Annotated in this window: 13 protein-coding genes; 7 read left to right on the forward strand and 6 right to left on the reverse strand. The window is 70.0% G+C overall.

The features are described from left to right. Nucleotides 1-6: 6 nt before the first annotated feature. Nucleotides 7-558, reverse strand: a complete 552-nt coding sequence (locus R2B38_RS04320) for a Clp protease N-terminal domain-containing protein (protein ID WP_318015037.1) — start codon at nucleotides 556-558, stop codon at nucleotides 7-9. Between the two features lie 219 nt (nucleotides 559-777). Here R2B38_RS04320 and R2B38_RS04325 point away from each other — a divergent pair, with 219 nt between their 5' ends. Beyond that, a complete protein-coding gene (locus R2B38_RS04325; protein WP_106971117.1) occupies nucleotides 778-945 on the forward strand; it encodes a hypothetical protein in 168 nt (55 codons plus the stop codon). A gap of 124 nt (nucleotides 946-1,069) precedes the next feature. Further along, complete coding sequence (locus R2B38_RS04330) at nucleotides 1,070-1,498, forward strand: SRPBCC family protein (RefSeq protein ID WP_318015038.1); 429 nt, start codon at nucleotides 1,070-1,072, stop codon at nucleotides 1,496-1,498. A gap of 105 nt (nucleotides 1,499-1,603) precedes the next feature. On the opposite strand, the gene R2B38_RS04335 is transcribed toward R2B38_RS04330, so the two are convergent. Next, complete coding sequence (locus R2B38_RS04335; protein ID WP_078652573.1) at nucleotides 1,604-2,242, reverse strand: PadR family transcriptional regulator; 639 nt, start codon at nucleotides 2,240-2,242, stop codon at nucleotides 1,604-1,606. A 152-nt stretch (nucleotides 2,243-2,394) separates the two neighbouring features. Here R2B38_RS04335 and R2B38_RS04340 point away from each other — a divergent pair, with 152 nt between their 5' ends. Then, nucleotides 2,395-3,069 (forward strand): class I SAM-dependent methyltransferase, encoded by a 675-nt coding sequence (locus R2B38_RS04340; protein WP_318015039.1) that lies wholly within the window; start codon nucleotides 2,395-2,397, stop codon nucleotides 3,067-3,069. Between the two features lie 73 nt (nucleotides 3,070-3,142). Further along, nucleotides 3,143-3,961: a PhzF family phenazine biosynthesis protein gene (locus R2B38_RS04345; protein ID WP_318015040.1), complete on the forward strand. Its 819-nt coding sequence runs from the start codon at nucleotides 3,143-3,145 to the stop codon at nucleotides 3,959-3,961. A gap of 37 nt (nucleotides 3,962-3,998) precedes the next feature. Here the strand turns inward: R2B38_RS04345 and R2B38_RS04350 are convergent, their stop codons facing one another. Next, nucleotides 3,999-4,799: a CPBP family intramembrane glutamic endopeptidase gene (locus R2B38_RS04350; RefSeq protein ID WP_033283384.1), complete on the reverse strand. Its 801-nt coding sequence runs from the start codon at nucleotides 4,797-4,799 to the stop codon at nucleotides 3,999-4,001. 186 nt (nucleotides 4,800-4,985) lie between these two features. On the opposite strand from R2B38_RS04350, the gene R2B38_RS04355 reads away from it, so the two are divergent. Then, on the forward strand, nucleotides 4,986-6,764 hold the full coding sequence (locus tag R2B38_RS04355) for a substrate-binding and VWA domain-containing protein (protein ID WP_318015041.1): 1,779 nt from the start codon (nucleotides 4,986-4,988) through the stop codon (nucleotides 6,762-6,764). A 42-nt stretch (nucleotides 6,765-6,806) separates the two neighbouring features. Here the strand turns inward: R2B38_RS04355 and R2B38_RS04360 are convergent, their stop codons facing one another. Beyond that, nucleotides 6,807-8,327 (reverse strand): glutamate-cysteine ligase family protein, encoded by a 1,521-nt coding sequence (locus tag R2B38_RS04360; RefSeq protein WP_318015042.1) that lies wholly within the window; start codon nucleotides 8,325-8,327, stop codon nucleotides 6,807-6,809. A 530-nt stretch (nucleotides 8,328-8,857) separates the two neighbouring features. Here R2B38_RS04360 and R2B38_RS04365 point away from each other — a divergent pair. Next, on the forward strand, nucleotides 8,858-9,442 hold the full coding sequence (locus tag R2B38_RS04365; protein WP_033283381.1) for a hypothetical protein: 585 nt from the start codon (nucleotides 8,858-8,860) through the stop codon (nucleotides 9,440-9,442). 283 nt (nucleotides 9,443-9,725) lie between these two features. After that, nucleotides 9,726-9,917 (forward strand): DUF5999 family protein, encoded by a 192-nt coding sequence (locus tag R2B38_RS04370; protein ID WP_318021585.1) that lies wholly within the window; start codon nucleotides 9,726-9,728, stop codon nucleotides 9,915-9,917. A 107-nt stretch (nucleotides 9,918-10,024) separates the two neighbouring features. Here the strand turns inward: R2B38_RS04370 and R2B38_RS04375 are convergent, their stop codons facing one another. Together R2B38_RS04375 and R2B38_RS04380 are read right to left on the reverse strand one after the other, a co-directional pair. After that, on the reverse strand, nucleotides 10,025-11,476 hold the full coding sequence (locus R2B38_RS04375) for a glycoside hydrolase family 43 protein (protein ID WP_318015043.1): 1,452 nt from the start codon (nucleotides 11,474-11,476) through the stop codon (nucleotides 10,025-10,027). Between the two features lie 57 nt (nucleotides 11,477-11,533). Further along, nucleotides 11,534-14,080, reverse strand: coding sequence for a sensor histidine kinase KdpD (locus tag R2B38_RS04380; RefSeq protein WP_318015044.1), 2,547 nt, complete (start codon nucleotides 14,078-14,080; stop codon nucleotides 11,534-11,536). Nucleotide 14,081: the final 1 nt, after the last annotated feature.

Below are 14,081 nucleotides of genomic sequence, written 5' to 3' on the forward strand. Positions count from 1 at the left end.
GGACCCTCAGCAACCCGTCTCGGCGCCCCTGACGTACTCCCCTGAGCGGCCCTCGATCCAGATCAACACCTCGGGGGATTCGATGCCCGCGCGGTGGAGGACCTCGACCGCACGGGACTCCGGGTCCGCGACGATCGCGGCGAGGAGGTCGATGCCGCACGCCCGGTCGCCGTCGCGGAGTCCGGCGCGCTCACAGGCGTACTCCAGCGCGTCGGCGGCCAGCGGTGACCAGCCCTCCGCCGCGGCGATCACCGGGATCGCGCCGGAGTCCTCGACCGTGCCCTGCCAGCGGAGGCCGTAGCCGATGCTGCGCTGGACGAGATAGCCGAGGAGCCGGGCGATCTGCGGGCCGTCGCCGAAGACGGCGCGTGCCTCGGGGTCGGACTCCAGGAGGCTGTGCAGCAGGTGGGCCGTGTCGATCTGACGGTCCCCGTCCCGCAGGGCCCGGCGGCGCGCACCGGCGACCACCGCTGCCAGCTCTGCACTGAGCCTGGCATCGTTGTCCGCGCGGTGGATTCCTTGCTCGCGGACCGACTGCCTGGGGATCTGGGGTTGCACACCCTTACCCCATCAGTCCCCCGCATTGAGGGCATCCCCGGAGGGTTGCATTTCGGCGTCCCACACAGAGTGGACCCGGGGCGACGGAATCTCCTCCTTACGGATGAGATCACGCCCCTTGACCCCGAGAGGCGCGCGCCCGACCGCCGCGCGCCCCGTGCGCAACCGCGCTGCACCCGGCGTACGTCTTTCGCGGACATGGAGAGCAGGTGCTGGCTGGTGGCATTGCCGGCGGTCGACGGCAGACAGTACGTGTACCGGGTGTACGCCCCGGAGGACGCGCTGCTCGCCGACCTGTTCTGGGACGCGTGGCACTGCCACGACGAGAGCGCCCACCCGCGCGCGTGGGACCTGTTCGACGCGGCCGTCATACGACGGGTGAGCTGAACCCCGCAACTCGGCCCACGCACACAATTCCTGACGGTTCATCAGTATTGAATGTTGCGCGCCCTGCGGCTACGTTCCGCGACACGGTAGCCCGATACGCAGTCCGATACGAAGAGGTGGTCGCATGGCCGAAATCAGCGCGGAGGCACGCATCGAGGCCCCGGCCGAGAAGGTGTGGGCTCAACTCACGGACTGGCCCGCGTACGGCGAGTGGAACGCGACCCACACCAACTTCCCCAAGGGCGGCCCGGACGCGCTCGCGGTGGGCGGGACCTTCCAGGAGAACATGAAGCTGATGGGCTTCCCGGCCGAGGTCGAGTGGACCATCGAGGAGGTCGAACCGGCCCGGGTGTTCGCCATCCGCGGCAAGGGCCCGATGGCCGTCAACGTCGCCACGCGCTACACGCTCACGCCCGACGGCGACGCCACGACGGTCAGGATCGACGGTGAGTTCACGGGGGCGGCGGTGTCGCTGATGGCGGGCAAACTGAAGGACTCGGGTACGGCTGCCCTGAACGAGTCGCTGCGCAAACTGGCCGGGCTGGTGGCCTGAGGAACGCGCCGGGGCACCGCAGGAAAGGGAACGCGCACAGGGAAGGCGCCCCACGGAAGTTCCGTGAGGCGCCTTGGCCTGCCACCTCTTCCGACCCCGAGGACATCAGTCCTCGTCGGCCAGAATCAGGTACAGCTTCTTGCGGGCGTCGTTGATGACGGTCAGCGCCTTCTCGCGCTGCTCCTTGCTGCCGGTCTTCCAGACCTGGCCAAAGGCCTCCATCAGACCGAAGCCGGCCTGGCGGATCTCACTGAGGGCCTCCCAGTCGACCCCGCGGGAAGCCTCTTCCCAAGGGGCGTCCGGGCCCTCTTCGGCCGCGGTACGGCCGGCCTCGGTGAGGGCGAAGAGCTTCTTGCCGCCCTCCGACTCACTGGCGATCAGGCCCTCGTCCTCCAGCAGCTGCAGGGTGGGGTAGACCGAGCCGGGGCTCGGCTTCCACGCGCCGCCGCTGCGCTCGGCGATCTCCTGGATCATCTCGTAGCCGTGCATCGGCCGGTCCTTGAGGAGGGCGAGGATCGACGCGCGCACGTCGCCGCGCCGCGCCCTGCCACCCCTCGGGCCGCCGCGCCCTCGTCCGCCCCAGGGACCGGGACCGAAGCCCGGCCCGAATCCGGGGCCACCGGGACCACCAGGTCCACCGGGCCCGAAGGGACCGAATGCCCCACGCCGCCCGTCAGGGCCACCCCGGCCGCGCCGGGAGGGTCCGTCCTGTCCATGTCCACGCTCGTATCCGTGGGTACGCATCGCAATCACTCCATTCCATCGTTGATCTGTCGCGATGCGTCAACGATATATCGGAACCGTTCGGATGACAACCCCCTTCCGACAGCCCGGTCCGGCAGCCGCCCGGCAGTCCCGTCCGCCTCCTCCCGACGACACCCCCTAGAGTCACCGGCGTGACCGAGCAGCCGCCTTCCTACCTCGCCGCGATCCGGGAGTCGTACGACACCGTCGCCGCCGCCTACGTCCAACTCGTCAAGGAACCGGGCGAGTTGGACCCGGTGTCCCGCGCGATGCCGGCCGCGTTCGCCGAGACCGTGCGGGCGGCCGACCTCGGGCCCGTGGCGGACCTGGGGTGCGGGCCCGGGAAGATCACGGCGTACATGGCGGGCCTCGGGGTGCCTGTCTTCGGCATCGACATCTCCCCCAAGATGATCGAACTGGCCCGCCGGGCCCACCCGGACCTGACCTTCACCGTGGGCTCGATGACCGCGCCGCCGATCGGGGACGGCGAGCTCGGCGGCATCCTGGCCCACTACTCCACCCACCACACACCGCCGGACCAACTCCCCGTCGTCTTCGGCGAGTTCCACCGCATGCTGGCCCCCGGTGGCCACCTGCTGCTGGCCGGCCACGTCGGAGACGACCAACTCCTGCGTCCCACGCAGGCGTACGGCGGCCACCCCGTGTCCTACGAGTCCCACCTGCTCCCGCCGGACCGGATCGCCGGGCTGCTGACACAGGCCGGGCTCACGCTCACCGCGCGCCTGGTCCTGGAACCGGCCGAGGGGGCGAAGCGGACGCACGCCGCCTTCCTGGCCCGGAAACCGGAAGGCCCCTCGGCCGCATAGCCGCCCCCGAATCGGTCCAGTCCCCCCGAATTGGCCTTGGCCCGCGGCTCCGCGCAGCACCTAGCGTCGAGCCATGCGGATTCGAATCGTCGACGCCTTCACCGACCGCCCCTTCGCCGGCAACCCGGCCGGGGTGCTGCTCCTCGACACCTTCGACGCCTTCCCGGCGGACGACCGGCTCCAGAAGATCGCGCTGGAGGTGAATCACGCCGAGACGGCGTTCGCGCACCGGCTGCCCCAAGGCGGGGACGCGGACTGGGCGTTGCGGTGGTTCACGCCGACGACGGAGGTCGCGATGTGCGGGCACGCGACCCTCGCCACGGCCCACGTCCTGCACAGCACCGGCACCCACGAAGGGACCGTGCGGTTCGCCACGCGGAGCGGTGTGCTCGTCGCCACGCCGGCCGGGGACGGGTCGATCACCCTCGACTTCCCGACCGCACCGCTGACCCCCGTCGAGATCCCTGACGGTGTCACCGAGGCTCTGGGCGCCGAGCCGCTGACCGCGTTCGACACCGGCCCGAACATCGGCGACCTCCTCGTCGAACTCGCCGACGAGAAGACCGTCGTAGGACTCGCCCCGGACCTCAAGGCTCTCGGCGCGCACTCGGAACGTGGCATCATCGCCACCGCCCGGGCCCAAGACCCCACCCGGGGTTACGACTTCGTCTCCCGCTGCTTCTTCCCGAACGTCGGGATCGACGAGGACCCGGTCACCGGCAGCGCGCACACCGCGCTGGCTCCCTACTGGTCCGAGCGGCTCGGCGGCACGGTCCTCACCGGGCTGCAGGCCTCGCCCCGCTCCGGGCGCGTCCGTACCGAACTCCGGGGCGACCGGACCCTGTTGACCGGACGCGCGGTCACGGTCATCGACGGCGAGCTGCTCGCCTGATCCTCAACAGGCCTGCCACGCAAGCGACTTACCCGGCCTACGCCGTCGGCAGCCAGCCCACCTTCCCCGCCAGCAGCGCGTAGCCGACGAACGCCCCGATGTCGAGCAGCGAATGCGCCACCACCAGCGGACCCACGCGACCCCAACGCCGGTACAGGTACACGAACACCACGCCCATCACCATGTTGCCGACGAAGCCGCCGATGCCCTGGTAGAGGTGGTAGCTACCGCGCAGCACGGAACTGGCCACCAGCGCGGTGCCCGGCGTCCAGCCCAACTGGCCGAGCCTGCGCAGGAGATAGCCGACGACGATCACTTCTTCGAGGATCGCGTTCTGCATCGCGGAGAGGATCAGGACCGGGTACTTCCACCAGACGTCGGGCAGCGCCTCCGGCACCACCGTGAGGTTGAAGCCGAGGCCGCGGGCGGACAGGTAGAAAGCGATGCCGGTGCTGCCGATGACCGCCGCGATCGCGGCCCCGCGGCCCAGGTCGGGCCAGGGCCGGGTGCGGTCGAAGCCGATCGTGCGCAGGCTCTCGCCCTCCCGCAGGAGGAAGTGCGCGACGAGGGCGACGGGCACGAGCGCCGAGGCGATGCCGAACAGCTGCCAGGCGAGATCCAGCCACGGACGGCCCGGCGCGGCCGAGGCGTTGAGGGTGGCCGCCTGGTCCTTGAGGCCTCCCGGTTTCGTGACCGATCCGACAAAACTGATCAGGGCTGACACACCGCTCGCACCTAGCGAAAGCCCCAGAACGAGCAGTGCCTCGGACCGGAGAATCCGCCGTGTGGGCCGCTCCAGCGGAAAAGATTCGGCCACCTGCCCTGCCTCCACCTGCACACCTGCCTTCAGTTCGGAAATCCCGCCTCATGCCCATCTTCGCCCCGCTAGGGTCTCGAAAGAACTTACGAAGATCGTGCGTGACAGGCCGTTGGGGGGACGGACGCGATTCGGGGTGTACCTCCCCCATGTCTGCCATACGGCCGCATACCGGCACGTGGTTCAACAGGGAGGGGCATCACCGTCATGGGACGTCACAGCTTGCCCGATCAGTACGGGGCGGGCGGCAGCGACCCCCGTCCTCGCGCGCGCCGCCGTACGGTGGCGATCGCCACGGTGCTCGTGCTGACCGTCGCCGGCGGTACCGCCGTGGCGGTACAGAGCGGGCTGCTCTCCTTCGGCTCCTCCTGCCGGAAGGACGCGGTACGGCTGAGAATCGCCGCCTCCCCCGACATGACTCCCGCCCTGCGCGCGGCGGCCGGGCAGGCACGCGACGAGGGCATCACGTCCGACGGGCAGTGTCTGAACATCTCGGTGACCGCCCAGGAGTCGTACAAGTTCGCGGACACCCTCAAGGCGGGCAAACACCCGGACGCACAGGTGTGGGTGCCCGACTCGGAGCTGTGGGTGAACGAGGTCTCGTCGGCCGCCGACAGCGACGCCACGGAGGTGACCCCCGCGGGCAACGTGGCTTCCACGCCGGTCGGGGTGGCGATGGTCCCGGCCGCCGCGAAGTCGCTCGGGTGGCCGCAGAAGACCTACAACTGGCTGGACCTGGCCGGTGCCACCCTCCAGGACGACTCGCTGCGGCTGGGCGCGGCCGACCCGGCGCGCAGCGCGACCGGGCTGCTGGCGCTCACGCAGCTGAGCACGGCCGCCTCCAAGGTCAAGGGCGGGGCCACACAGGCCGCGGCGATGATGAAGACGCTGTCGCAGCGGACCTCGGACACCGACAGCCAGGTCCTGGACACCCTGCCGCGCAACTCGTCCGGCACCGAGCAGGGCAATCCCAAGCGCAACCAGGCGCTGGTCCTCAGCGAGCAGTCGGCGTTCGCGTACAACGCCTCGGCGGACAGCGACGGGAGCCTGGATCTCTTCTACCCGAAGGACGGCTCCCCGCGGCTCGACTACCCGTACAACCTGGTCGACCAGGAACGGCTGACCACGGACCAGAGCCGGGCCGCGATCCGGTTCATGACCTATCTGAGCCAACCCGCGCAGCAGAAGCTCATGGAGAAGTACGGCTTCCGCACGGATGACGACGCCGCGCCGAAGGCCGTGGTCGCGAAGGCCGGTGGCAGCAGTCCGCAGCCGTACGCCGTCGCCGCGCCCGAGCCCGCCTCCGACACGGCGCTCCAAGAGGCCCTGGGCACCTGGACGATCACGGTGCAGAGCGCGCGGATCACCACGGTCGTCGACGCGTCCGGCTCGATGGCGGAGACGGTGCCGGGGACCGGACAGTCGCGGATGGACGTCACGAAGGCCTCGCTGCTCCAGGCACTCGCCACCTTCACGCCCGAGGACGAGATCGGGCTGTGGGAGTTCTCGACCAAGCTCGACGGCGACAAGGACTACCGCGTCCTGGTACCGACGGAACGGCTCGGCGACCACAAGGGCGACGGCACCCAACGGGACGCCCTGTCAGCGGCGTTCGGCTCGCTGAAGCCGGTGCCGAACGGCGCGACCGGGCTCTACGACACCACGCTCGCCGCGTACAAGGCGGCCACGTCCTCTTACGCGAAGGGGAAGTTCAACGCGCTGGTCATCCTGACCGACGGGGTCAACCAGGACCCGGGCAGCATCTCCCGCTCCACGCTCATCAATCAGTTGCGTCAACTCGCCAGCCCTGAACGGCCGGTGCCGCTCATCATGATCGGGGTGGGTCCGGAGGCCGACAAGGAGGAGGCCCGCCAGATCGCCGAGGCTACCGGCGGCTCGGGCCACGAGGTGACGAACCCGGCCCAGATCCAGTCGGTGATCCTCCAGGCCATCGTGGCGGCGGGCGCGTCGGCCAACGCGGGCTGAAACAGATCCAGTTGACCCCACCCGACACCCCACCCCCACACCTCACCCCAGCGGGACCGGCTCCGGCAACCCCACCGGCCACGTGTGGACCGGCTCCCCGAGATGCATCAACTCGCTGTAGCGGCGCGTCGTGGCGGCGAAGGCGGCCTCCCGGGTGAGCCCCTGTTCCAGCGCTCGGTGGAACGTGGCGGACTGCCAGGTCGCGCCGTTCGCCCGACGGCGGCAGCGCTCGTCGATCACGCCCAAGTACAGGTCCCGGTCGGCCGGTTCGACCCCCCACGCGTCCAGACCGGCCTCCGCGAGCGGCAGCAGTTCGTCGCGTACGAGGGCCACCGCGTCGATCTCGGTGGTGCCGCCGAGGCGTCCGCGCCGGGGCCAGAGAAGCCGGGCGTCGATGCCGTGGCGGCACGCGGTGTCGAAGTTGGCGGCGGCCGCTTCGAAGGGCAGCCGGGTCCACACCGGCCGCGACTCCTCGGCGAGCGCGCGGACGACGCCGTAGTAGAACGCGGTGTTGGCGATGACGTCGGTGACCGTGGGTCCGGCCGGCAGGACGCGGTTCTCGACGCGCAGGTGCGGGACGCCGTCGGCGATGCCGTAGACCGGGCGGTTCCAGCGGTACACCGTGCCGTTGTGCAGGACGAGTTCGGCGAGGGTGGGGATGCCGCCCGCGTCGAGGACGTCGAGGGGTTCCTCGTCGTCGTGGATCGGGAGCAGGGGCGGGAAGAAGCGCAGGTTCTCCTCGAAGAGGTCGTAGGCCGAGGTGACCCAGCGCTCGCCGAACCAGGTGCGGGGGCGGACGCCCTGGGCCTGGAGTTCGGGCGGGCGGGTGTCCGTGGCCTGCTGGAAGAGCGGGGGCCGGGACTCGTGCCACAGCTCACGGCCGAACAGGAAGGGCGAGTTGGCACCCACGGCGACCTGGACGGCGGCGACGGCCTGGGCCGCGTTCCACACGTCGGCGAAGCGGTCCGGGGTGACCTGGAGGTGCAACTGCACGGAGGTGCAGGCGGCTTCGGGCGCGATGGAGCCCGAGGTGCAGGTGAGGTGCTCGACGCCCTCGATGTCGAGGACGAAATCCTCGCCGCGGGCCGCCACGATCTGATCGTTGAGCAGGGTGTAGCGGTCGACCGCGGAGAGGTTCGAGGAGACCAGGTCGTCCCGGTCGAGCGTCGGCAGAATGCCGATCATCAGTATTCCCGCGTCGACCTCGCCCGCTTTCCGATGGGCATATGCCAGTGACGTACGGATCTCCTCGGCGAGCCGGTCGAATACCCGGCCCTCCAATCGGTGTGGGGCAATGTTGACTTCCAGATTGAACATGGCGAGTTCTGTTTGGAAATCTCGGCTCGCGATGCGTTCCAGCACCTCGCCATTCAGCATTCTCGGCATGCCGTCGGAACCGACGAGGTTCAGTTCGATCTCCAGCCCCATGAGGTTCTTCGGGCGATCGAACCGCTTCTCGGCCAGCAGCCGCTCCAGCACCGTCAGACAGCGCCGCAGCTTGGCGCGGTAGCGCTGACGGTCGGCGAGCTCGAACGATCCTCCCGAAACGACCTTCTCCCCCACGATGCGTCACCTCCTCGTCCCACTCGTCCCCGGGTCAGGAAGGATGATGCCCAGACCTGGCGATCGATAACGTCCCCGGACCGGCCCGGCGCCCGCTACTCTGGTCGAACGTGACCCGCGGCACATTCACGAGGCATGCGGCAGCGAGCAGTTCCCGCGCTATGAGAACCTCGTGAAAAACGCCGACGAGAATTGGCCGACCCCATCGGTGACATATCCCGAGGTCATCGCCACAGAGCCCGTTCGGAACCTGGATGATTCCCGTGAATCGGTGGCCGAATAGGTCCTTGTTGTTCATACGGGAAACGGTTAGACGAAACATCAGCTGAACGCGTGTCGTATAAACTCCGCGAACAAGGCAGAAGGTTGGCGCCCCGGTCCTGGAACCTGCCGTCTAGGTGACGTGCGGCAGGCCGCACCCATGCTCACGGAACCCGGCCCGGCCTCCCTGACCCCGAGAGCTGACAGCGCCGTCCGCCCCCGCCCCGCCCTCGCGCCATCAGTGCCTGTCGAATGAGAGGCGACCCACCATGCCGCTGCATGTCCCCCCGGCTCCCGCGCCCGCCCTGCGCTCCGTTCTCACGGCACTCGGTTCCCCCACCGCGGTCCGCGAGGCCAAGACGCCGTCCCTGCGCGCTGCTCAGGGACCGGCAACACCCGAACTCCCGCTGCCCCTGCATGTGTTGGACCGCGTGTCCGCGGACGGGACGGCCGTCACCCGGCTGGCCGGATGGCGTTTCCTGATCCGTTGCGGGGACCGCGCGGTCGCCGCGGCCGAGACGATGCTGACCCCCGACGGGTGGGCGTTCTCGCACTTCTTCGAGGGTCCGTACATCGCCTCCACCGAGCGGGCGCTGCGCCAGGCCGAGAACATGAAGGGCGCCTACCAGCCGCGCCTCCTCTCGGTGCCCGGCCTCTACATGCTCACGCTCTGGCTGCACGGCGACCTCACCGAGGACGGCTCCGGCGGCCACCCCGTCGCGTCCGATCTGCTGGTCCCGCTGGCCCCGGCACCGCCCGGCATCGCGGCCCACCGTCCGCACCGGGTCGCCGAGTTGCTGCCGGTGCTGACCCATCGGGTGACTCCGGCGCCGCTGCTCGGTTCCCCCGCCTGACTTTCCCCTCCGGTCACCCTCGTACCCCGTCACCGAATTCCCGGTGGCGGGGTACGATCGCGTTTCCGGCCCTTTCACGCTCGTAACGCTCGTCCGAGCACGAAAAAGCTCGTACGAGCTGGGAATTGGGATGAACCGTCCGCGCGGGTGACGCGTCATGAACCTGTGAGAAGCGGTGCTGCTAAATCCCTGCGGATTGACGTCCATGGGGCAACACTGGGTTCGGACCGACTCAACACCACGGGGGACGGACATGACCACAACAGAGCGAGAGATCCCACCAATGTGCAAGCACCAGCCACCGTGTCCCACAGCCGAATCCGCCGACCGGGAATCCGCCCGCCTCATGGCGTCCCACCCGGAACAGGGCTGGAGCCTGCTGTGCAACGGCGTTCTCCTGTTCGAGGACACCGGTGAGCTCCTGCCCGACGGGCAGATCATCGCCCCGCACCGCCAAGTGGTGACAGCCGCTTGAGCATTTCCCGCGTGAGCATTTCAGGGACATGAGGGGCCGGCCGCACACATGAGGTGCGCACCGGCCCCGACGCATTTCCGGGGTCGGTCACCCCGCGTAGTCGGCCGCTATCGCAGTGCCTCCTGGTAGTCGAACCAGTCGAAGGCAGCCTCCCCCTCAGTCACGTACATGCCGATCACCCGTCCGGTGAATCCCCCCGCCACTTGCGTGGAAAGATAACGTCCGTCCAACTCCGCCAGTTCTACGGCCATTTCGGGACCCTCCACGGAGAACGTGAGGATGTCGGGGGCTCGTGTGTCGGCGTCGGTCGCCGCGATGTCGACGGTCAGGGCGACCGGGCCCGGCGGTACCGCACGCGAGGCGATCCGCTGCCGTACGGGACCGATCCGCGCGACCACGCTCACCGCTCCCCCGGCGACCTCGATGTCGTAGTGATGCGCCTCGTCCATGCGGACGGAGAGGCCTGCGCGGCCGGAGCCGGGGTCGATCCGGACGGACGCGCGGCAGTCTGGGTGCTGTTGGCGGCGACCGAGGAACACCTGACCCCTCTGAGCGTCCAGCGTCAGCCAGCCCGGTCGACGAGTCAGCGACCAGCTGTCGTCCCGCCTGCTGCGCGGGGAGATCCAGGAGTGGGCGAGGGCCGGGGCGTCGAAGTCGTCGCGAACCGGCGGGAGTTGGAAGGGCTGCCAGACCTCCGGTGCCGTGTGCTGTTCCCGTACCGGGCCGACCCGGGGCCAGCCGTCCACCCACTCGACCGGGGTCAGGAACGTCTCACGGCCGAGCACGTGGAAGCCGGGGAACCAGCCCCGGGGCCGGGTGCCGAGCAGCACCATCCACCAGGTGCCGTCGGGTGCGGTGACCAGGTCGGCGTGGCCGGTGCTCTGGATGGGGAGGTCCGTGCTGCGGTGGGTCAGGATCGGGTTGGCGGGGGCCGGTTCGTAGGGGCCGCGCGGCGAGCGGGCGCGGGCGATGGAGACGCTGTGGCCGTGTGCGGTGCCGCCCTCGGCGATCATCAGGTACCACCAGTCGCCGACGCGGTAGAGGTGCGGGGCCTCCGGGTGCTGGAGTCCGGTGCCGGACCAGATCGGGAGCGGGCCCTCCAGGACCTTGCCGGTCGCCGGGTCGATGCGGGACACCGTCACCCCGGCCATGGCACACCAGCAGGTGCCGTCCTCGTCCCAGGCCAGGTCGGGGTCGATGCCGGGGATGTCGACGAGGACCGGGTCCGACCAGGGGCCCTCGGGCCGGTCGGCGGTGACGAGGAAGGTGCCTTTGCCGCGCACGTCGGTGGTGATCAGGTAGAAGCGGCCGTCGTGGTGGCGGAGGGTGGGGGCGTAGATGCCGGCCGAGGCGGGAGTGTCGTCGGGCAGGTCCAACTGCCCTGGCCGGTCAAGGGCGTTGCCGATCTGGCGCCAGTGCACCAGGTCGCGGCTGTGGAAGAGCGGGACCCCCGGGAAGTACTCGAAGCTGGAGCACGCGAGGTAGTAGTCCTCGCCGACCCGGCACACGCTGGGGTCGGGGTGGAAGCCGCCGATGACCGGGTTGTCGTAGGTCCGCATGGGTCTCCGCCCCTCCGTACAGCCCGATCTCGAAAGTTTCGGGCCGCTTGCCGAATCTTACGGAGCGGGACTGTAGGTGGAACCTTCGGCGGGGGCAAGGGCGGGTGCGGGGGCGAGGTGGAGGCTGAGGACCATCGTGAGGCCGCCGCCGGGGGTGTCCTCGGCGCTGAGGGTGCCGCCGAGGGCCTCGGTGAAGCCGCGGGCGACCGCGAGGCCGAGGCCCACTCCGGCGCCGCGCGGGGCGTCGCCGTAGCGCTGGAAGGGCTCGAAGATGCGGTTCTTGGCCTCGTCGGGGACGCCGGGGCCGCGGTCGACGACCCGGATCTCGACGCGGTCGGCGATGGCACTCGCCTTGACCAGTACGGGAGTTCGCTCCGGGCTGTATTTGACCGCGTTCTCGACGATGTTGGCTACGGCTCGTTCCAGCAGGCCCTTGTCGACGGGGACCATGGGCAGGCTTTCGGGGATGTCGAGTTCGACGCTGTCCTCGGGGACCCCGCCCAGCGCCATCGGGATCACCTCGTCGAGGTCCGCCTCGCTGATGATCGGGGTGACCGTGCCGGTCTGGAGGCGGGACATGTCGAGGAGGTTCCCGACGAGGTTGTCGAGGCGGTCGGCGCCGTCCTCGATGCCGGCCAGCAGCTCGGCCTGGTCCTCGTCCGACCATGCGACGTCCTCGGACCGGAGCGAGGAGACGGCCGCCTTGATGCCGGCGAGCGGGGTCCGCAGGTCATGGCTTACGGCGGCCAGGAGCGCCGTGCGGATGCGGTTGCCCTCCGCCAACGCCCTTGCCTGGTCGGCCTCTTCGCGCAGGCGGCGGCGGTCCAGGACCACGGCGGCCTGCGCGGCGAAGGCGGCCAGGACGCGGCGGTCCTCGGCGGGCAGGACCCGGCCGGAGAGGGCGAGGGCCATGTGGTCGCCGACCGGTACGTCGACGTCCGCGTCCTCGGGGTTCTGACAGGGGCGGGGGCCGACACTGCCCGCGCACGTCCAGGGTTCGACGTCGCTCGCGCGCTCCAGCAGGGCGGCGGACTCCATGCCGAAGGTCTCCCGGACCCGTTCCAGGAGGGCTTCGAGGCTGGTCTCACCGCGCAGCACATTGCCCGCGAGGTAGGAGAGGATCTCCGACTCGGCGCGCAGCCGGGCGGCTTGGTGGGTGCGGCGGGCTGCCAAATCCACCACCGACGCGACCGACACCGCCACGGCCACGAAGATCGCGATGGCCACGATGTTCTTGGGGTCGGCGATCGTGAAGGTGTGCACCGGCGGGGTGAAGTACCAGTTCAGCAGCAGCGATCCGACCGCCGCCGAGGCCAGTGCGGGGAAGAGTCCGCCGAGCAGGGCCGCCGCCACCGTCAGGGACAGGTACAGCAACATGTCGTTGGCCAGGCCGACTTCGGGGGCCACACTGCTCAACAGCCAGGTGAGCAGCAGCGGTCCGCCGATTCCGGCCAGCCAGCCCCAGACGATGCGGGCGCGCCCGAGCCGTGTGCCCCGGTTCACGGGCAGTCCGCGTCCCTTGCCCGCCTCGTCGTGGGTGATGAGGTGGACGTCGAGATCGGGGCCGGACTCGCGGGCGACCGTCGAGCCGACGCCGGGCCCGAAGACGTACTGCCAGCCCTTGCGGCGGGAGACGCCGAGGACGATCTGGGTGGCGTTGACCCCGCGCGCGAAGTCCAGCAGGGCTGCCGGGATGTCCTCACCGACGACGTGGTGGAAGGTGCCGCCCAAGTCCTCGACCAGAGTGCGCTGTTGGGCCAGTTCCTTCGGGGAGGCAGAGGTCAGTCCGTCGCTGCGGGAGATGTAGACCGCCAACACCTCACCGCCCGCGCCCTTTTCGGCGAGGCGCGCGGCCCTGCGGATCAGCGTGCGTCCCTCCGGACCACCGGTGAGGCCTACGACGATCCGCTCCCGCGAGCCCCAGATCGCCGAGACGCGGTGTTCGCTGCGGTACTCCTGGAGGTAGGCGTCGACCCGGTCGGCGAGCCAGAGCAGCGCCAACTCCCTTAGGGCCGTGAGGTTTCCGGGCCGGAAGTAGTTGGAGAGGGCCGCGTCGACCTTGTCCGGTTTGTAGATGTTGCCGTGGGCCATCCGGCGCCGTAGCGCGGGCGGTGACATGTCGACCAGCTCGATCTGGTCGGCGCGGCGGACGACCTCGTCCGGGACGGTCTCCTGCTGGCGTACGCCGGTGATGGACTCGACGATGTCGCCCAGGGATTCCAGGTGCTGGATGTTGACGGTCGAGATCACGTCGATGCCTGCCGCCAGCAGCTCCTCGATGTCCTGCCAGCGCTTGGCGTTGCGGGAGCCGGGGATGTTGGTGTGCGGCAGTTCGTCGACGAGGGCGACCTCGGGGTGCCGGGCGAGGACCGCGTCGACGTCCATCTCGGTGAACGTCGTGTCCCGGTAGGCGAGTTCACGGCGCGGGATCTCCTCGAGGCCGTGCAGCATCACCTCGGTGCGCGGTCTGCTGTGGTGTTCCACGAAGGCGACCACGCAGTCGGTGCCCCGCTCGGTCCGCCGGTGGGCCTCGGACAGCATCGCGTACGTCTTGCCGACGCCCGGTGCCGCGCCGAGGTAGATCCGGAGCTTGCCGCGTCCCATG

The sequence above is a fragment of the Streptomyces sp. N50 genome, assembly GCF_033335955.1.
GTDB lineage: Bacteria > Actinomycetota > Actinomycetes > Streptomycetales > Streptomycetaceae > Streptomyces.